This window comes from Roseibium sp. (assembly GCF_048261595.1).
GTDB lineage: Bacteria > Pseudomonadota > Alphaproteobacteria > Rhizobiales > Stappiaceae > Roseibium.
The window spans coordinates 1,433,115-1,456,803 of the sequence record NZ_JBLXFW010000001.1; the positions used below are offsets into that span (position 1 = coordinate 1,433,115).

General features: G+C 59.1%; 22 protein-coding genes and 1 riboswitch. Of the genes, 16 read left to right on the forward strand and 6 right to left on the reverse strand.

What is annotated here, in order from left to right; all coding sequences use genetic code 11:
- Positions 1-80: 80 nt before the first annotated feature.
- Together ACN0SY_RS06450 and ACN0SY_RS06455 are read right to left on the reverse strand one after the other, a co-directional pair.
- A complete protein-coding gene (locus ACN0SY_RS06450; protein ID WP_417685514.1) occupies positions 81-755 on the reverse strand; it encodes a protein phosphatase CheZ in 675 nt (224 codons plus the stop codon).
- A gap of 179 nt (positions 756-934) precedes the next feature.
- Positions 935-1,318: a response regulator gene (locus ACN0SY_RS06455; RefSeq protein WP_150524660.1), complete on the reverse strand. Its 384-nt coding sequence runs from the start codon at positions 1,316-1,318 to the stop codon at positions 935-937.
- Positions 1,319-1,563: 245 nt separating this feature from the next.
- On the opposite strand from ACN0SY_RS06455, the gene ACN0SY_RS06460 reads away from it, so the two are divergent.
- The 7 genes from ACN0SY_RS06460 to ACN0SY_RS06490 all read left to right on the forward strand — a co-directional run bounded on the left by ACN0SY_RS06460 (position 1,564) and on the right by ACN0SY_RS06490 (position 10,832).
- On the forward strand, positions 1,564-2,010 hold the full coding sequence (locus ACN0SY_RS06460) for a MaoC family dehydratase (protein WP_417685517.1): 447 nt from the start codon (positions 1,564-1,566) through the stop codon (positions 2,008-2,010).
- 180 nt (positions 2,011-2,190) lie between these two features.
- The gene (locus tag ACN0SY_RS06465) at positions 2,191-3,189 is read left to right on the forward strand and encodes a bifunctional riboflavin kinase/FAD synthetase (RefSeq protein WP_417685519.1); all 999 of its coding nucleotides are present in this window, start codon (positions 2,191-2,193) and stop codon (positions 3,187-3,189) included.
- 312 nt (positions 3,190-3,501) lie between these two features.
- Positions 3,502-6,462, forward strand: a complete 2,961-nt coding sequence (gene ileS / locus ACN0SY_RS06470) for an isoleucine--tRNA ligase (protein WP_417685520.1) — start codon at positions 3,502-3,504, stop codon at positions 6,460-6,462.
- On the forward strand, positions 6,462-7,040 hold the full coding sequence (gene lspA / locus ACN0SY_RS06475) for a signal peptidase II (RefSeq protein ID WP_417685522.1): 579 nt from the start codon (positions 6,462-6,464) through the stop codon (positions 7,038-7,040). The genes ileS and lspA overlap by 1 nt, the downstream gene beginning before the upstream one ends.
- Positions 7,041-7,116: 76 nt before the next feature.
- Positions 7,117-7,824 (forward strand): hypothetical protein, encoded by a 708-nt coding sequence (locus tag ACN0SY_RS06480; protein ID WP_417685524.1) that lies wholly within the window; start codon positions 7,117-7,119, stop codon positions 7,822-7,824.
- Between the two features lie 281 nt (positions 7,825-8,105).
- Positions 8,106-9,497, forward strand: a complete 1,392-nt coding sequence (locus tag ACN0SY_RS06485) for a M16 family metallopeptidase (RefSeq protein ID WP_417685526.1) — start codon at positions 8,106-8,108, stop codon at positions 9,495-9,497.
- 3 nt (positions 9,498-9,500) lie between these two features.
- Complete coding sequence (locus ACN0SY_RS06490) at positions 9,501-10,832, forward strand: M16 family metallopeptidase (RefSeq protein WP_417685528.1); 1,332 nt, start codon at positions 9,501-9,503, stop codon at positions 10,830-10,832.
- Between the two features lie 97 nt (positions 10,833-10,929).
- Here the strand turns inward: ACN0SY_RS06490 and ACN0SY_RS06495 are convergent, their stop codons facing one another.
- Positions 10,930-12,429, reverse strand: a complete 1,500-nt coding sequence (locus tag ACN0SY_RS06495) for an EAL domain-containing protein (protein WP_417685529.1) — start codon at positions 12,427-12,429, stop codon at positions 10,930-10,932.
- 511 nt (positions 12,430-12,940) lie between these two features.
- Between ACN0SY_RS06495 and ACN0SY_RS06500 the strand changes: the two genes are divergently transcribed.
- The 9 genes from ACN0SY_RS06500 to ACN0SY_RS06540 all read left to right on the forward strand — a co-directional run bounded on the left by ACN0SY_RS06500 (position 12,941) and on the right by ACN0SY_RS06540 (position 21,488).
- Positions 12,941-14,416, forward strand: coding sequence for a sigma-54-dependent transcriptional regulator (locus ACN0SY_RS06500; protein WP_417685531.1), 1,476 nt, complete (start codon positions 12,941-12,943; stop codon positions 14,414-14,416).
- 117 nt (positions 14,417-14,533) lie between these two features.
- Positions 14,534-15,103 (forward strand): hypothetical protein, encoded by a 570-nt coding sequence (locus ACN0SY_RS06505; protein ID WP_417685533.1) that lies wholly within the window; start codon positions 14,534-14,536, stop codon positions 15,101-15,103.
- Between the two features lie 303 nt (positions 15,104-15,406).
- Positions 15,407-15,694, forward strand: a complete 288-nt coding sequence (groES, locus tag ACN0SY_RS06510; RefSeq protein WP_417685535.1) for a co-chaperone GroES — start codon at positions 15,407-15,409, stop codon at positions 15,692-15,694.
- 53 nt (positions 15,695-15,747) lie between these two features.
- Entirely contained in the window at positions 15,748-17,391 is a 1,644-nt protein-coding gene (groL, locus tag ACN0SY_RS06515; protein ID WP_417685537.1) for a chaperonin GroEL, read from the forward strand.
- A 237-nt stretch (positions 17,392-17,628) separates the two neighbouring features.
- Positions 17,629-17,841 carry a SlyX family protein gene (locus tag ACN0SY_RS06520; protein ID WP_417685539.1) on the forward strand — a complete coding sequence of 71 codons (213 nt, stop codon included), beginning with the start codon at positions 17,629-17,631 and terminating at the stop codon, positions 17,839-17,841.
- Between the two features lie 116 nt (positions 17,842-17,957).
- Entirely contained in the window at positions 17,958-18,971 is a 1,014-nt protein-coding gene (locus tag ACN0SY_RS06525) for an efflux RND transporter periplasmic adaptor subunit (protein ID WP_417685540.1), read from the forward strand.
- Complete coding sequence (locus ACN0SY_RS06530; RefSeq protein ID WP_417685542.1) at positions 18,968-20,206, forward strand: ABC transporter permease; 1,239 nt, start codon at positions 18,968-18,970, stop codon at positions 20,204-20,206. The genes ACN0SY_RS06525 and ACN0SY_RS06530 overlap by 4 nt, the downstream gene beginning before the upstream one ends.
- 2 nt (positions 20,207-20,208) lie before the next feature.
- Positions 20,209-20,955 (forward strand): ABC transporter ATP-binding protein, encoded by a 747-nt coding sequence (locus tag ACN0SY_RS06535; protein WP_417685544.1) that lies wholly within the window; start codon positions 20,209-20,211, stop codon positions 20,953-20,955.
- Between the two features lie 42 nt (positions 20,956-20,997).
- A riboswitch (SAM-I-IV-variant riboswitch) is annotated at positions 20,998-21,129 on the forward strand.
- 44 nt (positions 21,130-21,173) lie between these two features.
- On the forward strand, positions 21,174-21,488 hold the full coding sequence (locus ACN0SY_RS06540; protein ID WP_417685545.1) for a hypothetical protein: 315 nt from the start codon (positions 21,174-21,176) through the stop codon (positions 21,486-21,488).
- An 18-nt stretch (positions 21,489-21,506) separates the two neighbouring features.
- Here ACN0SY_RS06540 and ACN0SY_RS06545 read toward each other — a convergent pair whose 3' ends face one another.
- The 3 genes from ACN0SY_RS06545 to ACN0SY_RS06555 all read right to left on the reverse strand — a co-directional run bounded on the left by ACN0SY_RS06545 (position 21,507) and on the right by ACN0SY_RS06555 (position 23,689).
- On the reverse strand, positions 21,507-21,863 hold the full coding sequence (locus ACN0SY_RS06545; protein WP_417685903.1) for an acyl-CoA thioesterase: 357 nt from the start codon (positions 21,861-21,863) through the stop codon (positions 21,507-21,509).
- Between the two features lie 159 nt (positions 21,864-22,022).
- Complete coding sequence (locus tag ACN0SY_RS06550) at positions 22,023-22,712, reverse strand: Crp/Fnr family transcriptional regulator (protein WP_417685547.1); 690 nt, start codon at positions 22,710-22,712, stop codon at positions 22,023-22,025.
- Between the two features lie 179 nt (positions 22,713-22,891).
- Complete coding sequence (locus tag ACN0SY_RS06555; protein WP_417685549.1) at positions 22,892-23,689, reverse strand: ChbG/HpnK family deacetylase; 798 nt, start codon at positions 23,687-23,689, stop codon at positions 22,892-22,894.

Sequence of the window (23,689 nt, forward strand, 5' to 3'; positions counted from 1 at the left end):
GATCGACGGGATTGACTCACAGCAACGAAAAAGGCCGCCCAGAAGGCGGCCTTTGAAACTTGTCTGAAACTCCAGGGCTATCAGTCGAACAGCTTGTCGATATCAGCCTGCGGATCGTTCAGCATGGCGTCGATGTCATTCTGTGACACGCCTTCGCCATCGTGCTGCGGTCCATGCAGGATGAGTTCGCGCTGGCGGCGCTCTGCCTCGGTCTCCTCGGCCGGAGCTTCCATGCCTTCGCTGATACGCAGTCGATCGACGAATGCAGTCACGCGCTCATCGATATAGCTGAGCGTCGAAACAACCTTCGAAATTCGCTGACCAGTGATGTCCTGGAACGTGCAGGCCTCGAAGATCTCGATCATCTTGCCGTTGACCAGGTCCTGATAGGCAGCGGCATCGCTGGTATCGGCACCCATGATCTCTTCGGCCGCTTCCATGATCGAATGTGTCGCGGACTCGGTAGCCTCCACGATCGCATCCAGTTCACGTCCAGCATCCGGGATCCTGTTGGAAGTCATGTCGTTTGCGCGAAGCGCTGCGATCTCCGACTTCATTCGGGAGATTTCGCGGGCGATCATCGTCAACTCTTCAGTGACCGCCGGTTGCACAGCCGCGAGCAGATCATGCATCGAGCCCGACATCACCTCTGCAAGGTGCATGACATCGTTCAGTGATACATCGCCGCCGCGATTTTTATTTTCTTGAAGAAAGTCGATGACGCGAGCCACGCTTTCCTGCGACATTCCGGCCATACTACGCAGCCTTTCTTGAGAGATAAGCTATCCCGGTTTCCGGCGCCCGTCCCTTGGCTCCTGGAAATGAAAACCTTCAAGATAGCTCCTGGCGCCCATGCCCCCCGGCACGGTCCCCCAACAACTATTTTCAGCGCGGGCGGTCCCGGCATGCGGGATCCGCCAGCCGCGGGATCTTCTTAGTCAGAGAAGACGGCTTCGATCTTGCCCTTCAACGTCTGTGCATTGAACGGCTTCACGATGTAGTTGTTCACGCCGGCTTTCTTTGCCGCGATCACGTTTTCAGTCTTGGATTCAGCAGTCACCATGATGAACGGCGTCTTGCTGAGGCCGCTGTCGGCACGCACCTGCTTGAGCAGTTCGTAACCGGTCATCGGTTCCATATTCCAGTCCGAGATGACCAGCCCGTACTTGCGCTGTTTCATCTTCTCGAGTGCTTCGGTGCCGTCAGCTGCGTCATCAATGTCTTCGAAACCGAGCTGCTTCAGCAGGTTCCGGATAATACGAATCATCGTCTTGTAGTCATCGACCACGAGGACCGGCATCTGAAGATCAAGGGCCATCGTCTACTCCATACTGTCAAGTTGCGCGGCCCTTGGCCTTGGGCCGAAAGAAACGCGAATGACTTTTAAGGAGAGAGACACATTGAAGTGTCCTCGCCTCCCCACACTTCGACGACATTAGGCCAAGGCCCTGAAAAGTCCGTTAATGCGGATCACTTTATGCATCCAAAGCACAATTGCTGGTTCTGCGGGCGTCTCATAGCCTCTACGTTGACCTCAAACACTACGGAAAGTCGGCCACGACAATGCTTGAACTGCAAAGACTATGCTTCGAAGATCTCCAACCCGGCATGAGTGAAACGCTGACGAAACACGTCAGCTCATCGGATGTCGTCGGCTTTGCAGAAGTATCGGGCGACCGCAATCCAATCCATCTTTCGGAGCATTTCGCCGCCAAGACCCCTTTCAAGACCCGCATCGCCCATGGGCTCTACACAGCGAGTCTCATTTCTGCCGTTCTCGGCACTCGCCTGCCCGGCCCAGGGGCGATCTACCTTTCGCAAACTCTCAATTTCAAGGCGCCCGTCAAAATCGGCGACGACGTCATCGTGACAGTAAAGGTCGAGGAACTCATGGAAAAGGGCAATCGAGCCAAACTGTCCTGCATATGTACGGTCGATGGCACGGTGGTCCTGGAAGGCGAAGCGCTGGTCAAGGTTCCAACCCGCGAGGAAGACCGCAGCGACATGTAGTGCACCTCGCGCACTCCACAGCACGGGGAATGCTTTGTCCGGTTGCTTGACGTTTGCGTCGTCACGCGTCAGTTTCCCGCCAAGCCTGCGCGCCGGCAGCGCCCTACCCGGGCATGCCGGCATAGCTTGATGGGTTCCTGCTTCCGGCCGACAGTGACCGGAAGCCCGAAGGTTTTCTTGATGTCAGCCACGACTTCCGACGCGTTCACCGTAATCACCGACCTAGACGCCTTCCCGCAACATCTGAAAAATGGTGTCGTGGCGATCGGCAACTTCGACGGTGTTCACTGTGGCCACCGGGCCGTTCTTGGTGCCGCTCTGGAAAAGGGTGCCGAACTGGGGGCACCGGTCTACGTCATGACGTTCGAGCCTCATCCGCGCAGTGTCTTCAATCCAGACAGGCCGGTCTTCCGTCTTTCGCCTCTCGAACAGAAATGCGACATCCTTCGCGCCTGTGGCCTGAATGGCAGTCTCGTTCTGCCCTTCACCCGTGAATTCGCCGGTGTCGAAGCGGATGACTTTGTTCGCGATATCCTGATCTCGCGACTTGAAATCGTGCATGCCGTGACCGGCTATGACTTTCACTTCGGCAGGGCGCGGGCCGGAACGCCCGACTTCTTGCGGCAATCGGGTGCGCAGAACGGCTTTGGCGTGACCATCGTCGAACCGGAAAATGACGAAGGGAGAGACGTCATTTCCTCGTCTCGCATACGCGCAGCCCTCGCCGACGGAGATATGTCTCTCGCAAATGGCCTTCTCGGGTATCGCTGGTTCATCGATGCCACCGTCCGCCACGGCGACAAGCGCGGCCGCGATCTCGGCTACCCGACCGCCAACCTCGCCTTGGCTGAAGAATGTCCGCTGAAGCATGGCATCTACGCGGTGAAGATACGTCTGGGCGACCGGCTTCTCGGTGGCGTCGCCAGTTATGGCCGCCGACCAACCTTCGACAATGGCGCCCCTCTGCTTGAAGTGCATATCTTCGACTTCAAGGAAGATCTCTACGACAGGGAGCTTCGGGTCCATCTCGTGTCCTACCTGCGCGGCGAAGAAAAATTCGACAGCGTGGACGCTTTGATCGTGCAGATGGACAGGGACAGCGAAGAGGCGCGCGCTGCGCTCGGGTCCATGCAGCCGCTGTCAGAGCTCGATGTTATCCTTCTGAACGACCAAAGATGACCGAGCCGGCGCTCATCTCGTCGACCTGACAGCTAGCGGATCGCTTTATGGGCGCAGAGGTTGCGGAACATCTTTATTCGGCGCCGAAGTACTGCTATGTCCTGCGCCATGCCTAGATGCTTCGTGTTCATGCGAGACCGCTTCGGCTTCAGGTCTCATCGAATTATTGGCCCGGCCTTCGGCTGACGCTTTTCACAGCGGCGCCCAAGGACCGGGAATTTCCCTCTGCGTTTGCGGCCGGCGAGGCCGTATCGATGTTTGACCGATGACGTGCGCAAGATGATGCGCCCATCCGACCGGATCCCTCAAAAGATGACCGAGACCAAGACCCGCGACTATTCCGAAACGCTTAATCTGCCGACGACCGAGTTCCCCATGCGGGCCGGTTTGCCGAAGAAAGAGCCGGAAATCCTTGCCCGCTGGCAGGAGATGGACCTCTACGGGAAGCTTCGTGCTGCCGGACAAGGCCGCAACAAGTTCGTGCTGCACGACGGACCTCCCTATGCAAACGGCAACATCCATATCGGCCACGCGCTGAACAAGACGCTCAAGGACATCGTTACCCGCTCCATGCAGATGACGGGCTGGGACAGCAACTATGTTCCGGGCTGGGACTGTCACGGACTTCCGATCGAGTGGAAGATCGAAGAGCAGTATCGCGCCAAGGGCAAGAACAAGGACGAGGTTCCGGTCAACGAATTCCGTCAGGAATGCCGCGATTTCGCCAATCACTGGATCAAGGTTCAACGCGAGGAATTCCAGCGCCTCGGCATCGAAGGCGATTGGGACAATCCCTACCTGACGATGCGCTTTGAATCCGAAGCCGTGATCGCACAGGAACTGATGAAGTTTGCCATGTCCGGCCAGCTTTACCGCGGTTCCAAGCCGGTCATGTGGTCGGTCGTCGAAAAGACGGCGCTGGCCGAAGCAGAGATCGAGTACCACGACTACCAGTCAGACCAGATCTGGGTGAAGTTCCCGGTCGTCGAGGCCGGCAGCACCGATGAGGCGGCTGCCGATGAACTCCTCGACGCCGCCGTGGTGATCTGGACGACGACCCCATGGACCATCCCGGGCAACCGCGCCGTTTCCTACTCTTCGCGCATTGCTTACGGGCTCTACGAGGTCACGCAGGGCGGCCTGCCGGACGACAACTGGGTCCAGCAGGGCGACAAGCTGATCCTCGCCGATGCACTTGCCGGAGAAGTGTTCAAGAACGCCCGTATCGAGGAATTCCGAAAGGTTCGCGAAGTCAGTGCCGATGAAATCGGCGCGCTGACTCTCGCGCACCCTTATCGCGACCTGGACCTTGGCGGCTACCAGTTCGACGTGCCGCTGCTTAACGGAGACCACGTTACGGACGATGCCGGTACAGGCTTTGTGCACACTGCCCCTGGTCACGGCGTGGACGACTTCGAGGTCTGGATGGCGAATGCCCGAGACCTGGAAAATCGCGGCATCGATACCTCGATCCCGTTCACCGTTGCCGATGATGGATTCTACACCAAGGATGCGCCAGGCTTCGACGGCCACCAGGTGATCACCCACAAGGGTGAGAAGGGCAAGGCCAACAAGGCAAACATCGAAGCGCTGAAAGACAGCGGCAACCTGATCGGTCTTGGCCGTCTGAAGCACCAGTATCCGCATTCCTGGCGTTCGAAGAAGCCGATCATCTTCCGCAACACGCCGCAGTGGTTCGTCTACATGGACCGCGATATCGACGGCGCGAATGACACGCTGCGCGCCCGCGCCCTCAAGGCTATCGACGAAACCCGGTTCGCCCCGGCGTCCGGACAGAACCGTTTGCGTTCGATGATCGAGAACCGGCCGGATTGGGTTCTGTCCCGCCAGCGCGCCTGGGGTGTGCCGATCACCGTGTTCATTCACAAGGAAACGGCCGAAGTCCTCAAGGACGAGGCCGTCAACAAGCGCATCTTCGACGCCTTTGTCGAAGAAGGTGCCGACGCCTGGTTTGCGGACGGTGCCAAGGAGCGCTTCCTCGGCAACGACTACAAGGCCGATGACTGGAACATGGTCAAGGATATCCTTGATGTCTGGTTCGACAGTGGTTCGACCCATGCCTTCTGTCTCGAGAAGCGCGCTGACCTCAGCCCGAAGCGCAAGATCAATGGCGGCGAAGACTACGTTCTCTACCTGGAAGGCTCGGACCAGCATCGCGGCTGGTTCCATTCCTCGCTGCTGGAAAGCTGCGGCACCCGCGGTCATGCGCCCTATGATGCGGTTCTGACCCACGGCTTCACCATGGCCGAGGACGGACGCAAGATGTCCAAGTCGCTCGGCAACCAGGTGTTCCCGCAGGATATCATCAAGCAGTATGGCGCGGACATCCTGCGCCTTTGGGCGGCCTCCTGCGACTATGCGGAAGACCAGCGCATCGGTCCGGAAATCATCAAGACCAGCGTCGACAGCTACCGCAAGCTTCGCAACACTCTGCGCTGGATGCTCGGTTCACTTGCGCATGCGACGGGCGAAGATGTAGCCCTCGCCGACATGCCGGAACTCGAGCGGCTGATGCTGCATCGCTTGGCTGAACTGGACAAGCTTGTCCGCGAAGCCTACTGGGCCTTCGACTACAAGCGCGTGTTCCACCACCTGTTCACGTTCATGACCGTGGAACTGTCGGCATTCTACTTCGACATCCGCAAAGACGCGCTATACTGCGATGCCAAGTCGTCCGTGCGCCGCAAGGCTTCGCTCTACGTGATCGACAAGCTGTTTAACTGCCTTGTCACCTGGATGGCGCCTATGCTGCCCTTCACCATGGACGAAACCTGGACATCCCGCTACGGCGAGGGGACTTCGGTTCACCTTGAGCAGTTCCCTGCTGTTCCGGCGGAATGGAAGGACGACGCGTTGGCCGCAAAGTGGGCCAAGATCAAGACCGTACGCCGCGTTATCACCGGTGCCCTCGAGATCGAACGCCGTGAAAAGCGGATCGGTTCGTCCCTTGAGGCCCATCCGGTCGTCCATATCACGGACACCGATCTGATGGCGGCGCTGGAAGGCAAGGACATGGCGGATATCGCCATCACGAGCCAGATCACGATTACGGCAGACCCTGCCCCGGAGGGTGCGTTTGCACTGGACGATACGCCCGGCGTCGCCGTTGTGCCTGGCCTCGCACAAGGCCAGAAGTGCGCGCGCTCCTGGAAGATCCTCCCAGAGGTCGGTAGCGATGCGGACTATCCGGACGTCACCTTGCGCGACGCGGATGCCTTGCGTGAGTGGGACGCGGAGCATGCGGCGGCCTGATGGCTGCCCTGCCCCCACAGGAACAGGGCGATATGGCTCAGACCTTCAAAGACAGTAGCCAATCCCCCAGCGGCCAACGCGGCCGCTGGGTGTGGGGGCCTCTGAGTGGTCTGGTCTGCTGTGTCGCGTTGATTGGACTTGTCCTCGACCAGGCATCGAAGCTCTGGCTTTTGCATGGCTTCGACCTTGGCGCCAATGGTCCGGTCGACCTGCTGCCTGTTCTTGATCTGGTATTGGTCTGGAACCGTGGGATTTCCTACGGCCTGTTTCAGCAGGACAGCGAGCTTGGACGCTGGGTGCTGGCTTTGGGAACGGTGGGCGCCACGATTGCGCTGTGGGTCTGGTCAGTCAGAGCTGAAACCCGTTTCCTTGCATTGTCACTTGCTCTCGTGGTTGGCGGCGCGATCGGAAACGGTATTGACCGCCTCGCCTACGGCGCCGTAGTCGACTTTGTTTATTTTCATGTCGGCAGTTTCTCGTGGTACGTGTTCAACCTCGCGGATGTCTGGATCGTTGCCGGGGTTGCCGGTCTCCTGTATGACGGGATAAAGAGCGGTCCAAATTCAGCCGCAAAATGAAGGTTTAAGTATCCGGAAGCCAGTACGCTGACCTAGGCCAGCCTACTGCAGACGGCAAAGACTTAAGGAGTCCGGGGTGCTGCGGACAGTGATCTCGAATATTCGCCTGATTATCATGAGCGTTCTCGCTGGTGCCGTACTCGCCGGCTGCCAGGCAGCAGATGGCACGAGCCAGGCCCCTGATACCGCTCTGGTCGCCAGCTTGATGTCCGGTCTTGGTGCGGTCGACCCGAATGCGAAGCCGATCGACTATAAGCCGCGCGCACCGCTGGCCATGCCAGCCAACAAGAGTGCTCTGCCCGCGCCTGAAACCCAGGTAGCCGGAAGCCAGTCCGAGGCATGGCCGAAGAAGCAGAACAACAAGGATCTGGAAGAAGTCCGGGCGATTTACGCCAGTGCGGGCGGGCGCCATCCGGAACGCCTGACGCCGGAGCAGATGCGCGGCATCAACATCCAGTCGAACCGCCCACGCGATATCGCAGCCGAAAAGCGCGAGCAGGAGCTCGCCGAAGGCGAGCGCATGACAAATGCGGAGCTCAAGGCCCAGAGCGTCTCGGCAAACGATCTTACCAAGCAGGCGAATGCATTGACGATCAACAGCCTGCCGGCACGCCGGTACCTGACCGATCCGCCCACCGAGTATTCCATTCCGTCGGCGGACGCTCCAATGCCGGAGATCGTCAAGGAGAAGAGAGACGCCTTCCGCGACGAGTATGACAGCGCGCCGCTGGACATGCGTTGTCTCGAGGAAACTGGCGGCGACTGCCGACGCGGTGGAAACTGAGCCGCGTAAGTCTGGACATCTACGAATTATTGAACACCCCGGAGCTTCTCCGGGGTGTTTTTGTTTGAACCCACGCCTTGCGACCTTTGCAATATGACCGATCTTTAATGAAGGGATTTTCAGGCGCCGCCCTATAATTCCAAGTGCAGTGTCACAAAGCGGCAAAGACCGCCCGCTTCCCAACGACCCGAACAGTCACCTTGGAGCACACCTTGTCCCCACTCCCTTCCGTCCTTTCCAGATCCACCAGTCGTTCCTGTCTGTTCTTACTTGGCGCGGTCTTGAGCGCATCCCTGGCGGCAGCAACGGCCGCCCCCCCGGTTGAGGCGGCAGGGTCGAACAGTGCTGCAGGTACCGTATCGACCGATCTTCTGATTGCACCGAAGCTGTCGCATTTCGAACTCGACAACGGATTGCAGGTGGTGGTGATCCCCGACAACCGCGCTCCGGTCGTCACTCATATGATCTGGTACAAGGTCGGGTCCGCCGACGAACCCGAAGGGCAATCCGGCGTCGCCCACTTTCTCGAACACCTGATGTTCAAGGGAACCAAGGCGCATCCGAATGGCGAGTTCTCAACGATGGTCGCCGAGAATGGCGGTCAGGAGAACGCTTTCACCAGCACCGACTACACAGCCTATTTCCAGCGGGTCGCCAAGGAACATCTTCCGATGATGATGAAGATGGAGGCCGACCGCATGGAAAACCTCGTACTTACCGACGAGGTCGTCGCTCCGGAGCGGGACGTCGTTCTGGAGGAACGGCGCATGCGGGTAGAAAGCGACCCGGGCTCACGCCTGAGAGAGGCGCTGACCGCAATCCGCTTCGTCAATCATCCGTATGGCTCGCCCGTTATCGGCTGGGAAAGCGAGATCCAGGATCTGAACCGGGATGCCGCAATTGCGTTCTATGACCGGTTCTACACCCCGAACAACGCCGTGGTCGTGATTGCCGGGGACGTACGGGCCGAGGCCGTGAAACGACTCGCTGAAGATACCTATGGCAAGGTCGCCCGACGCGCCGAACCGGGCGCGCGCAATCGCCCAGTCGAGCCGCCACTTTCTGGTGAACGCCGGCTGGCCCTTGAGGACGAGCGGGTGCGTCAGGAAACCGTATCGCTCAGCTGGATTGTGCCCAGTCAGACAACAGGCGATGGGCGGGAAGCGGAAGCTCTGGATATCCTTGCCTACGTTCTGGGCGGAGGAGCAACCAGTCGTCTTTACAAGAGCGCGGTCCTTGATGCCAAGATCGCAGTTGGCGCCGGTAGCTATTACCAGGGCAGCGCGCTGAATGATGGGCAGTTCGGTTTTTACGGTGCGCCCGCTCAAGGGCATACGCTCGCGGAAGTGGAAGCTCATATCCGTGACGAGCTCGCGAAGGTTCTCGAAAGCGGCATAACTGCGGAGGAGCTTGAACGCGCGAAGCGCAGCATGGTCTCTGACGCAATCTATGCGCAGGACAGCCAGCAGACGCTCGCGCGTATCTTCGGCAGCGCACTGACCACGGGTCAGACCATTGAAGACGTTCAGACCTGGCCAGCCCAGGTCCAGGCCGTAACACTCGAAGACGTGCATTCGGCGGCGAAAAAGTACCTTCAAGGCTCACCGGTCGTCGGCGAGCTGAGAATGCCTGGCAAACCCGCTGCTTCCTCCGAAACAAGCAAGAAGTCCTGAATCATGCTGCACATATATCTTCGCGAAATGCGTAACCTGATGTCGGCCGGGGCGCTGGCGCTTGCCGGATCGGTCATGTCTCTTGCCCCCGCGCAAGCGGTCGAGGTGCAACGGGTTGTCTCGCCTGCAGGGATCGAAGCCTGGCTTGTGGAGGATGACACGGTGCCGATCGTGGCGATGAACTTCTCCTTCGAAGGTGGCGCCACACAGGATCCTGCAGGCAAGGAAGGTGTTACCCGCTTGCTTGCCGCCACGCTGGATGAAGGGGCCGGCGATCTCGATTCCGAGGCCTTCCAGGCAAGACTGGAAGACCTTTCCGTGAGCATAGGCTTTGACACCGGCAAGGACTATTTCTACGGCAACCTCAGAACCCTGACGCCGACGATCGATGAGGCATTCGAACTTTTGCGCATGGCGGTGAAGGAGCCTCGTTTCGATCCAGAGGCGGTCGAGCGGATGAAATCCCAGATCGCCGTTGGCATACGCCGCGACGAGCGCGATCCAGACAGCATTGCCTCGCGGAACCTCATGAAGACCATGCTCGGGGATCATCCTTATGCGTTACGAACCACCGGTTCTGAAGAAAGCCTGATGTCCCTTGCCCCGGAGGACCTGAGGAGCCAGCATGCCCACATTTTCGCGCTCGAGCGGCTCCGCATCGGCGTCGTCGGTGCGATCGACGCCGCCACGCTCGCGCCATTGCTGGACAAGGTATTCGCAGGTTTGCCCAAAGAAACCAGCCTGCGCCCGGTCCCTGAACTTACCGCAGAAGACAGCCTTGAGATCGAGGAAACCCTTCCGCTGCCGCAGACAAAGCTGGTGTTCGGCCTGCCTGCTCTGACCCGGACCGATCCCGATTACCAGGCGGCCTTCGTCATGAACCATATTCTTGGCGGTGGCAGCTTCACATCCTGGCTCTATGAAGAGGTCCGTGAAAAACGCGGTTTGACCTACAGCGTCGGAACCTCCCTCGCCCCATACAATGCCGGCGGCCTTCTGCTCGGTTCCGCCGCCACGCGTGCTGATCGGGCGGATGAGACGCTTGCGGTTATTCTCGAACAGTTCAACCGAATGGCAGAGGACGGTCCGACACAGGCGGAACTTGACAGCGCAAAGCGCTTCCTGACGGGCTCATATCCCTTGCGTTTCGACTCTTCCGGCAAGATTGCCCGCCAACTCGTCGCCCTTCAGAATGTCGGCCTCGGCATCGACTATTTCGAGCGCCGAAACGCCGAAATCGATGCGGTTACACTCGAAGACGTCAAGCGCGTCGCGCACCGTCTGCTTGCAGGAAAGACACCTACGGTTTCGATGGTGGGACCGAAATCAAACTGAGCAACTCATTGAGATTATATGGGCGCGCGGAAATCAATCTGCGCGCTCATTGGGGTTTCCGCCGGAATGCGGAAGCCGGTCCGCTCATTTAGACGGATTATTCTGCGGCCCGCTTGCGTGCTGCTGGCGCCGGGGTGCCCTGCAGGACTTCCGCACGAACCGGGCGTGGCGGCGAGAACAGATTGCCCTGCGCCATTCGAACATCATAGTCGAGCAGTTCGAGCACCTGGGACTCCGTTTCGACATGATCGGTGATCAGCTCGATGCCGTAGCGGTGGAGCAGATCTCCGAAATCAGACGGATGAATATGTCCGTGGTCGGTCGAACGCCGCCCGATCAGGTAATCCGCATGCAGCTTGGCGAACTTGAAGCCCTTTTGCGCCAGCGACTTGAAGTCCATGCGCATGTCGGTAATGCGGTCAACCGAGAAGTGGAAACCGATCTCGGAAAGAGCTCCGAGGCTTTCCATCTCCATCACTCCCATTTCCGCGACATCATCCTGGCTGAATTCGAAGATCAGAACGTCTGCAAGCTGCTTGTTGGCATTCACAAACTCCAGGAAGCCCGGGAAGAACGTCTCGTCGACAAGGGAAAGCGACGAGATGTTGCAGAATAGCGCTGCGTTCCGGTTTCGAGACGTCAGGCGGCGAATGACCTGCACCGACCGGAATAGCAAAAGGTTGTCGATGCGTGCAATCAGTCCGGAGCGGACAGCTTCCGGCAAGAAGACTGCTGCCTCGACCATTTCGCCACGAGAGTCGCGCAGACGCGTGAAAGCCTCGTAGTACTTAACCTGGCGCTGCGGCAGCGATACGATGGGCTGAAGGTGAAGCTCGACGCGATTGGCGTTCAGAGCAGACATGATCAGCTCCCGCATCAACGGATCGCTGGCCTGTGACGCAGGTTGTTGCCGGACCTCGCGTTGCCGTTCCTCTGCACGAGTATCTTCGAACATGTGCTCTTGAACGTCTGCCTGTTCACGTTCATTGGACCGCGCCCCTTTAGCCTCTGGCACCTGGCGCTGGGGTGCATTGCGCTGATCACGGAACGTGTCTTCCCGCGTTTCAGGAGCATAACGGCTTCGATCTGGTGCAGGTGCAGGAGATGGCGCCCCCCCATACCCGCCTTGCTGGGGCGTGTAGGAGGCAGGCGCGGAAGCCTGACTTTGGGCCAACAGGTGCGGCTGCGACATTGGCGGAAGTTCATGATGCGCGGGCATCGGAGGCAAGGCCTGCTGATCCTCGACCCGAGCTTCCAGATCCGACATTGCCTCGGCCATCTGCTTCACGAGAGTGCCGAGAACTTCGACCTCCGCAAATAGCGGATCGATTTCTTCCCGGGTCCGGCGCGGGATCGTATGCTCGACACCTGTCAGGCGTCCCTCGAGGTTTCCCACGTCCTCATCCAGTTCCGCCATGCGGTCTTCGAGACGGTCAACGGCATCGCTGACAGCTCCCCTGTCGCGCGCCCTGCTGACGAGCAGATGGAACACCATCATCGTGCACATGAGGGCCAATGCGAGCGAGGCCGCTTCGCCGATCGGGCGCTGAAACTGGTAGAACAGCACCGCTGCGACAGATGCCGCGATGATCGCCATGCATATTGCTATGAAGGTGGTCGCCGTGCGCCCCATGATCGGCAATCGCTCTCAACTCGAATCACAAATACAGGGTTAATCATGCCTTAATAAATGGGCTCAACCGAATCCAATGGCCAATACTGCTGGGGATTTAAGTGGTTGTCCCCTGTTATGCCGGTAAACTGCGGCGTCCTCGAGGCGCTCGCCATGGATAAAATTCAGGAGCCAAGCTGCCGCCGATGAACGAGCGATTAGCGAGAAGGCACTGCGACCGTTTCAAGGTACAAAGCCACAGGTTTCATATTTTGTTAACCATCCGGCTGGCCGCGCTCCCGGTTTTATCACGCTGAAGCTCATGTCGTATAGCATTGTCAACGCTGCGTTATTTGCAGCGTCTCTGCACAGGCCATTTGCATTTTAACAGCCACGACAACGGTTTGTTTACCGTGTTCGGCCAAACATTTCCAAGCCGGTCACATCTCGACCGACCCGAATCAAGCAAGCCACGAGTGACGGGGGACGCCCAGCAATGGGGAGTAATGAGGGCCAGAATCGGCCCGTTCTGGTTCGTATTCTGGAAACATCGCCAGCAGAAGCTGTTCGCACCGCCGCAGTGACTGGAAAGTTGACTGTTAACTGCGCAGACCCTGCTCTCTACGATGCACCGGATCGCTGCCTCGAAGATCTCAGCCGCGATAACACCGATGTCCTCATATTGGACCTTGAGGCCATCGGAGGTGAAGAGGCACTCGAAGGCTTCGCGGTAAGATGTCCAGCGACGGTGCTGATCGCCATCTCCTCCAAGGGATCTGTTTCGCGCGCAGTCAACGCCATGCGCTGCGGAGCCCACGACTTCCTCACGAAGCCCTTCTCTCTCGACGCCCTTGCCTCCAAGATCAATTTCCAGCTGAGCCAGCGGAAACCGGCACTGACGCAGAACACCGAACCGGATGTCGCCTCTGACGTTGCGCCCCTTGTCGTGAGGGCGACGAAGACCGCAACCAACCAGAACGCCTCTCCACTCGGGCAGCTGATCGGCTCGGCACCTGTCATGCAGGACGTTTACGGCCAGATCGAGCGCATGGCGCCCTCCAACGCTCCGGTCTTCATCACGGGCGAATCCGGCACGGGCAAGGAGCTTTGCGCCAATGCCATCCATTCGCTGTCAGATCGCGCCAACGAGAAGATCGTAACGATCAACTGCGCAGCGATCCCCCGTGACCTCATCGAGAGCGAAATCTTCGGACACGTTCGCGGCGCATTTACCGGGGCGAGCGAGAGCCGTGCCGGTGCAGCCGAACAGGCAGATGGCGGAACCCTGTTCCTGGATGAAATCGGCGAAATGGATCTGATGTTGCAGAGCAAGTTGCTCCGTTTCCTTCAGACCGGAACCTTCCAGCGGCTTGGCGATGCCACGACCCGCAAGGTAGATGCCCGCATCATTTGCGCCACCAACCGCAATCCGCTCGAAGAGGTGACCGCCGGTCGTTTCCGTGAAGACCTCTATTACCGTCTGCACGTTCTTCCGATCCAGCTGCCGCCCCTGCGCCAGCGCCGTGAAGATATAATGGAGCTGGCCAGCACCTTCCTGATGCGGTTCTGTTCAGAAGAGAAACGCAATTTCAAGGGCTTCGACGCCGATGCCGAGGCCCGGCTCCTGGCCTATAACTGGCCCGGAAACGTCAGACAGCTTGAGAATACCATTCGTCAGATCGTCGTGATGAACGATGGCAACGCCGTCACTCTCGGCATGCTGCCGATGCTCATACGCGATCCGTCCGGGCGCAGCGGAACTCTGGTCGACCTTTCTCGTGAGCGCGCAAGGGTTCAGGCCCCTTCCCGCCCGTTCGGAACGATCGAACCCCTTTGGGCGCAGGAACGGCGGATCATCGAAAGCGCACTTGACGCCTTCGATGGCAACATCGCCATGGCAGCAGCCGCGCTGGAGATCAGTCCTTCGACGATCTATCGCAAGCGCCAGGCCTGGATGGAGCGGAGCTGTTAACCGGCAACGCGTTTACTCCAACAGACGCAATTCCTTGTACATCAAGGTAACTCCGTCTATATCGGCTTAAAACAGGTTGAAAAACAACGTGATTGGGCTTGCGTGGGGTTGAATTCGATGAAGGCAGGTATTTTCGGACGCTCGGCGGTTGGAGCTGCAGCACTCTCTTTTGCGGTGTGCTTGCCGATCACGTCACAAGCTCAGACCAATGCGCCTGACGTTCCTGCTCCATCCGCTCAATTTACTGCTGCGCAGACGGCGTTCGATGCAGCCTGGACAGCCGAAAGTCTCAGCTTTTCGACGGCAACCTACGCTGACGGTGAAGCGACTGCCTACGGCAACTACGCACCGCGGGCGTCGAGCCAGTTCTCGATCGGCGAGGCCATAACAATCTATGCCGAGCCAGTCGGCTATTCCTTTGCAGAAGATGGCGACGGCTATGCTTATGACCTTGATGTCGGTTTCCGGCTTCTGAACTCGACTGGACAGGTCCTCGTGGAGCAGCAGGGATTTGCAAAGTTTTCCGGCAAGTCCCGCAGCAAGCGGCGCGAGCTGGGCGCAAGCCTGAGCTTCGCATTCGAAGGCCTTCCGGCCGGCTCATATGTTCTCACCGCCGACTTTAATGACAAGATTGGCGGCAAGGGTGCGTCATTGTCGCTGCCATTGACTGTCGTCAACGGCCAATAAACGGCATCAGGGTTAATTCGGGCCGACACGCCGCTTATCTGCAGGGCTGTGCGGAAACGCGCAGCAATCGCTTCAGTCCGACGCGGTCATTCCTACGGCGCATATAAAATCCCGTTTCTTTTTCGACGCTAGCAGCATTGACAAGGGCTGGCCCTGCTCCTACATCGTTTGGCGCTGTTAGCACTCGCCTTGAGGGAGTGCTAACATGCCGCGCGGGATCTCCCGCGTGATCTTTCGAACCAAATTATCATGCCCGCACGCTGCCTGAAGGTGGGGGCGTGCCACATGAGAGGAAAGAGCCAAATGACATTTCGTCCGCTGCACGACCGTGTCGTTGTTCGCCGCGTAGAGTCTGAAGAAAAGACTGCCGGTGGCATCATCATTCCGGACACCGCCAAGGAAAAGCCGCAGGAAGGCGAGATCGTTGCTGTTGGCAACGGCGCTCGCGACGAGTCCGGCAAGGTGGTTCCGCTCGACGTCAAGGCTGGTGACCGCGTTCTGTTCGGCAAGTGGTCCGGCACCGAAGTCAAGATCAACGGTGAAGACCTGCTGATCATGAAGGAATCCGACATCATGGGCGTGATCGCTTAATCAGCGAACCGCTTTTGATATCAGAAACATTCCAGAATAAGTGAGACGATCACATGTCTGCTAAAGAAGTAAAGTTTGGCACCGACGCGCGCAACAAGATGCTCAAGGGTGTGGACACCCTGGCAAACGCCGTCAAGGTCACCCTCGGCCCGAAAGGCCGCAACGTCGTTCTCGACAAGGCGTTCGGCGCACCGCGCATCACCAAGGACGGTGTCTCCGTTGCCAAGGAAATCGAACTTGAAGACAAGTTCGAAAACATGGGCGCGCAGATGGTCCGCGAAGTTGCGTCCAAGACCAACGACATCGCTGGCGACGGCACCACGACCGCAACCGTTCTGGCTCAGGCCATCGTCAAGGAAGGCGCCAAGGCAGTTGCTGCCGGCATGAACCCGATGGATCTGAAGCGCGGCGTCGACATGGCTGCCGCCGAAGCCGTCAAGGCCCTGATGGCTGCCTCCAAGACGATCACCACCTCGGCAGAAGTCGCACAGGTCGGCACGATCTCCGCAAACGGTGACGCCCAGGTCGGGAACGACATTGCAGAAGCCATGCAGCGCGTCGGCAATGAAGGCGTCATCACCGTCGAGGAAGCAAAGTCCCTCGAAACCGAACTGGAAGTCGTTGAAGGCATGCAGTTCGACCGCGGCTACCTTTCGCCGTACTTCGTCACCAACGCTGAAAAGATGATGGCTGACCTGGAAAAGCCGTACATCCTTCTCCACGAGAAGAAGCTTTCCAACCTGCAGGCCATGCTGCCGATCCTGGAAGCTGTTGTTCAGTCTTCCCGTCCGCTGCTCATCATCGCCGAAGACGTTGAAGGCGAAGCTCTTGCAACTCTCGTTGTCAACAAGCTCCGTGGCGGTCTGAAGATCGCTGCTGTCAAGGCTCCGGGCTTCGGCGACCGCCGCAAGGCAATGCTCGAAGACATCGCGATCCTGACCGGCGGCACCGTGATCTCCGAAGATCTCGGCATCAAGCTGGAAAGCGTCACCCTCGACATGCTCGGCACCGCCGAGAAGGTCTCCATCACCAAGGAAACCACCACCATCGTCGATGGCGCAGGCTCCAAGGAAGACATCCAGGGCCGCGTTTCCCAGATCAAGGCACAGATCGAAGAAACCACTTCCGACTACGACCGTGAGAAGCTTCAGGAACGCCTGGCAAAGCTCGCTGGCGGTGTTGCCGTGATCCGCGTTGGCGGTGCAACGGAAATCGAAGTGAAGGAAAAGAAGGACCGCGTCGACGACGCCCTGAACGCAACCCGCGCTGCTGTTGAAGAAGGCATCGTCCCGGGTGGCGGCACGGCTCTCCTGCGTGCAAAGCGCGCTGTCAGCGCCCTGTCTTCCGACAACTCCGACATCGCTGCCGGCATCAAGATCGTGCTGCGTGCTCTGGAAGCTCCGATCCGTCAGATCGCTGAAAACGCTGGCGTCGAAGGCTCCATCGTTGTCGGCAAGATCCAGGAAAGCAACGACGAGACCTTCGGCTTCAATGCGCAGACCGAAGAATTCGTCAACATGATCGAAGCCGGCATCATCGACCCGACCAAGGTCGTTCGTACCGCACTTCAGGATGCTGCATCGGTTGCTGGTCTTCTGATCACAACCGAAGCCATGGTTGGCGAGCTGCCGAAGAAGGACGCAGGTCCGGCAATGCCGGGTGGCGACATGGGCGGCATGGGCGGCATGGGCTTCTAGTAAGCCTAGTCCAAAGCTTTACGGAAAGGGCGGCTCTCGTGGCCGCCCTTTTTGTTTCGCGCTGCCGCCCATCATCTCTGTTTGCGCCGCGATGCAGCACGGGGACGGCATGGACTTTTAAGAAGCCTCAGTCCAAAGCTTTGCGGAAAGGGCGGCTCTCGGGCCGCCCTTTTGTTTTGCTTCAAGCATCGAAGATGTGATCTACAGGCTCAAAATCCCTTCAGGAAGGCAAAAGCAGTGAGCAGCGACAACGACGACAGGATCGAGAAGCTCGAGATCGATCTGGCGCATGCAAATCACGTGATCGACGAACTCAACGAAGTGGTCATCGAGCAGGGCAAGCAGATTGCACGCCTCACCCGTAAACTGACGGAAATGACCGATCAGGTCGAAGAGCTGATCGAAAACGCCCTTCCTGGTCATCAGGTCGAGAAGCCGCCTCACTATTGATCGGGAACGTATAGCGGGCTGCTGAGACGATTGCGGACACCAATTTGATCGAGGCCATGGCCTCTCACAGCAAGACATCTAGAATGGTGGGGCTATTGTGAAACAAAGGCCCATTCATGCGCTTTCTCCGCCTGACAGTCTTCCTCTTTCTCATTGGCGCTGCCGCTGCACTGACGATCTGGTGGACCAACAAGCCGCCTGAAGTCGGAACTGCTCGCCCCTTCCGCGGCACTGCCGTAGATGTGGTTTATGCGACCGCCGTTGTGGAACCCGTGACCTGGGCGAAGGTTACCTCTGTCATACGCAAGCGCATTGTGGACCTGTGCGGCTGCGAGGGAGCGGCCGTAAAAGAAGGCGACGAGCTCGCCAGGCTGGACAGCGGCGACGCACGCGCAACGCTGAAGGAGCTCGAGGCCCGTCAGCTGCTTGCACAGGCGGACCGAGAGCGCGCCTTCGAGCTATTGGAACGACGGGTCGTCAGCCAGCAGGTTTACGACAAGGCCCAGAGCCAGCTAGTTCAGGTCAACGCCCTGATTGCCGCTCAGAAGGAACGCCTGAGAGACTATGTCATCACTGCTCCCATGGACGGAACGGTGCTGCGTCAGGACGGCGCCGTCGGTGAAGTAGCCGAACCCGGCGACATCCTGTTCTGGATCGGCCCGCCGACACCACTTCAACTGATCGCAGAGGTCAATGAGGAAGACATCCCGAAGGTGGAACCCGGGCAACGCGCCCTGATCAGGGCCGATGCTTTCCCAAACACTGACCTTGAGGCAACCGTCGCGAGGATCACTCCCAAGGGCGACCCGGTCCTCAAGAACTACCGGGTCTATCTCGACCTGCCACAGGAGACGCCCCTGCGCATCGGCATGACCGTTGAGCTGAACATTCTGACCAGGCAGGTGGAAGATGCCCTGCTGATACCAGTGGCGGCCATCGACGGGACGCAAATCATGACAATCGATCCGGACGGCCGCGTGCGCACATCCGACATAGAGATCGGCATTCGCGGCTCTACAAGCGCGGAAGTTCTCGCAGGGCTTGATCAGGACGCTTTGATCGTCTCCCCCTTCGATGAAGACCTCGAAGATGGAGACAAGGTTTCTGCAGGGCCGGAGCAGCAACGGTGATCCTGCAACTCAAGATCGCGGCAACGCACGTCAAAAGCCGATTGCGGCAGACCGTCGTTTCGACGCTTGGAGTTGCGCTCGGCGTTGGCTTTTCGATTGCGATGGCGAGCCTGATGGAGGGATCGCAGAAGGACTTTACCGCATCCCTGATTGACGCCATTCCACATGTGGAAATCAGGGACGAGCAGCGCGAGCCTACTGTCCAACCTGCCAGCCGCGCTTTCGACGCGGTCGCCTTTCACGGATTGCGGCCGCTGGAAAACCTGCGTGGTATCCGCAACCCGACGGAAGCGGTCGCATCACTGCGCGAGTGGGTTCCCGGCCAGATAGCGCAACGGCTGTCAGGCCAGTCTGTCCTTCGCTACAGCGGTCAGGACATCGGCATGACTCTGATTGGGGTAGTTCCGGACAAGGAGCTCCTCGTTTCGAAAATCGGTGAGGACATGCGTGAGGGCTCGTTTCTGGACCTTGCTACGACGGTCAATGGGCTCGTCATCGGCGACACTGCAGCCGATCGACTGGGAGCAGGTGTCGGCGACACTGTGACCATGACCTCCGCCGACGGTCTGTCGAAGCGCTTCAAGATTGTCGGTCTGTTTCATACGGGCCAGTCAGCGACCGATGAAGGATTGGCCTATGTGCCGCTCAAGGCCGCGCAAATTCTTTTAGGCAAGCCTGACGTCATCAACCGGATCATCATTCGGCTCGAAACAATAGCCGTCTCCGACGAGATCGCTGCCCGGGCGGAACGGCAGCTCGGCTACAAGGCAGTTGCCTGGGAAGAGGCCAATGAAGGTCTGATGGAGGCCTTCGCGGTCCGCAACATCATCATGTACACGGTCGTCGGCGCGATCCTGCTGGTGGCGGGCTTCGGCATATTCAACATCATCTCGACCATCGTGCATGAAAAAGCTCGCGACATCGCCATATTGAAGTCGCTTGGGTTCCCTGAGGGAGACATTCAACAGATCTTCGTGCTGGAGGGACTGGTGATCGGCGTCCTCGGAGCGATCGCAGGCTGCGCACTCGGGTTCTCGCTGTCCAGCTACCTCGCAAGCATACGTTTCGAGTTCTCGGTGGGTCAGGAAATAACCCATCTTCCGATCTTTTTCTCACCGGTGCACTACGCGATTGCCAGCACGCTGGCCCTGGTCTCGTCAGGATTTGCCGGCTATCTGCCGGCGCGGCGGGCGGCGCGTCTCAACCCGGTCGACATCATCCGCGGGGCATCGTGACCATGGCCGCGCAAAACACCGAATTGAAAACACCACCGCCTTTGCTGCAAACGCGGAACCTGACCCGCATCCTGCAGGCCATCGTGCCGGTCACCCTTGTCAAGGACGTCAGCTTCTCGGTTGGCGCGGCCGAGTTCGTGGCAATTACCGGCCCATCCGGCTCCGGCAAGTCTTCGCTGCTGTATCTGCTCGGCCTGCTCGACCGGCCAACGAGTGGCGAGGTTCTGATCAATGGCAGCGAGACCCACGCGCTGGACAAGACGGAACTGGCGCGCATGCGCCTTGAGCACCTCGGTTTCGTGTTCCAGTTCCATTTCCTACTGCCCGAGTTCAGCGCGCTTGAGAACGTGATGATCCCGATGCAGAAGCTTGGCAAACTGAGTGCTGCCGAACAGAAGGAACGGGCATCCGGCCTGTTGGCAGGCCTCGGTCTCGGCGATTTCCTCGAGCGCCAGCCCATGCAGCTGTCGGGCGGTCAAAGGCAGCGAGTGGCCGTGGCAAGAGCTCTCGCCAACGATCCGGACCTGATCCTTGCGGACGAACCAACCGGGAGCCTAGATTCCGTGGCCACCGAGCAGGTGTTCGAAACCTTGCGCGACATCGTCGACACACAAAGGACGACTGTCGTTGCGGTTACCCACGACATGGACCTTGCAGCGAGAATGGACCGGCGTATCCATCTGGTCGATGGCAGGGTCGACTACGACAGAATTCAGAACACTGACGGCGCTGCCCAGTCGACGCCATAGTTGCGATGTACTTGCGAAGGCGATGAAGACATGGCATAAGCCCGCCATCATCAAGAGAAGGGCTGGCGCCCTCGCCAACCTGCCTGACCGGGCAAGGTGGTCCCCGCCAGGGATGCGGCCGGATAATCCAGAAGGTCTTGGACCCAAGGATAACCGGCAACCAAGCGGTTTATCAGTTCCATGCGCCAGTCCTCCTCGGGCAACCGATGGAGGATTTTTTGTCTAGAGACCCATTCGCCGGCAAGGCCAATCGACTGACCCAGCTTTCCAGATCCGTACTCGCGTCTGATACGACGGGAGAGGTGGACAACAATACCTGGCAAACCATCGCCGAGGACTGCGTCCTGACGCGCATCGACACCATCCGAATTCTGGGCGGTCTGCCGCTCCATCAGGAACCGTTGTCACAGGGCGACCGGCGGGCACGACTCAAGGCATTGCTTGGTTACTGGGCCAATGGCTGTCCCTTTGTCGTCGACGAAAGCCTTTTTGCAGACATCTTGCGCCGACGCAGACTCAAGCCGGCCGGATAACCCTCGCCGAACGGATCACTATTCTGCGTATGGGGCAGTCTTCGGCACTGGCCGGGGACGGCCGTCCTCGTCTACAGCAACCATCGTGAAGGTGGCCTGCGTGACCTTTTCGCGATTGCCGAACCGGTGACGGAGCGCCCAGGCCTCAAGCACGATCTCCATGGAAGAGGTGCCGACCTTGGCAACCCGGCTGTAGATGCAAAGAACATCGCCGACATGGACCGGCCGAATGAACTTCATCTTGTCGACGGCGATCGTCACGACACGGCCGCCAGCGCGCTGTCCTGCGGCAATACCGCCGGCAAGATCCATCTGTGACAGCACCCAGCCGCCGAAAATATCACCCGCGGCATTGGTATCGGCCGGCATGGCCATTGTGCGGAGTGTCAGTTCGCCCTGAGGCTGTTCATCTGGCACGAAATTTCTCCCATCTAGTCGAAGGCAAGCGTATCCAGCCTTCAGACCGAAGAAAAGCCAAGGCAGCACCGGGCCTTCAGCTTTCCACCGAACAGGCCATGCAAGGCATTGTTTCCGCTAGAGGGTCGCCGCCTGTCTCAGGACGTCCGGCTGTTCCAGACAGTAGTAGCCCGAGATCCTGCTGATGGTCCCTGCCCGCTTCCAGTCGTTGAGAACACGGCTTACGTTCTCACGCGCGGCCCCAGCCATATTGGCGATGTCGGCCTGGCTGAGCTTGTAGTGAATGAGCACACGCCCGTCGTCGAGAGGCTTTCCAAAGGTCTCCGACAGTTGAAGAAGCGTCTGCGCAACGCGTCCCGGCAACGGCAGGAACGATCTTGCAGCGAGAACATCGTTGGCCTGCCGCAGACGCTTTCCGACGATCGACAGCATGTGACGGTAGACGGCGGGATTTTCGTCAGCGAAACGCTCGAACGCGGCCTTGTCGATGAAAGCCAGTTGCGCAGCCTTGAGGGCGCTCACTGTGGCTGAGCGGGGACGGCCATCCAACAGGGCCAGTTCGCCGACAAGATCGCCAGGACCGAGGACCGCCAGCAACTGCTCGTCGCCGTCTATGGACAGGATCGAAACCTTGAGCGACCCTTCGAGCACCGCATAGCAGCCGTTGCCCGGGTCTCCGTTTTCGAAAAGGATCGTACCGGCTGGAATCTTCATCGGGCGCGCTAGAGCGGAGAGCTGCTGGGCCAACTCGATCGACAAGCCCTCCAGCGAGAAGCTGTTCCGCAGAAATTCCTGTATTTCGGCCACGATGAACCTGCCCCTTTACCCTGCCGTCTCGCCATGGGCGCTCGCCCATTCGCACAAATTGTGACGGGCATCACGTGCGATATCCGAAAGTAGACCTATATCTACTCACATGGAAGCGAAACCCCCCGCTTCCGACCTCCTCGAAAAACGGTTCCGTCCCCGCGGGACCGTTTTTTCGTTCAGTTCAGGAAAACGTTCTTTTCATCGAGCGTCCGAAAGAAACGTCCGCTGCTGAGCACTTCCCGGTGGCATTCACGAACGGAGATCTTTTCCCGGCTTTCATCGCGCCGCAACCTGTCATCCGCGGCGCCCGGCACGCCGGCCACGAAGGTCATGTCCGGCAAACCATCGAAATGATAGCGCAGCAGCTTGTGCAGCTTCTCCGTGTCGTTGGTTTCCGGCAAGGGCGGTCCCCACGGAAGAACCTTCAGCCCGGCAGCCTCCGCCATTTTTCTCACCCTGGCTGCCTGCAGTCCGGGTGGCAGTCCCGTGACGAGGTAAGGAGTTGATGACAGTTCTGCATCGTTGATCGCCTGCATGACATGCTTCGCAATCGCCGTTCGGTCGAAAAGGCCTTCCCGAACCGCCACGAATTCCGGCTCGCGGTCCATCCTGGCAACGTATTCCCGGATCTGCGCTCCGATTTCTTCAAGCAGGATTTCATCCGGCAACAGGCGCAGAAACGCGCGGCGCTCCAGATAGGAGCGGGTGGGCATGGCGTTGCCATAGGTCTTGGCCATGCGCTCGCTCAAAGGCTGCGCCCGGTCTCCGCTCAAGGTCACCGTCAGACCGAACAGTGCCCGGTCGCCGACCTCATCTGCCGTCTCGCGCAAAGGCAGAAACTCTCTGGACCACAGATCCGTCACCACGATTGATCCGACCGCACTCAATCGTCCTTCGCGAAGGAGGTCGCGCAACGTCCGGTCGACGCTGAAAGACAAGCCGTAGTCGAGGGCGCCGAGAGTAATTCGCTTCAT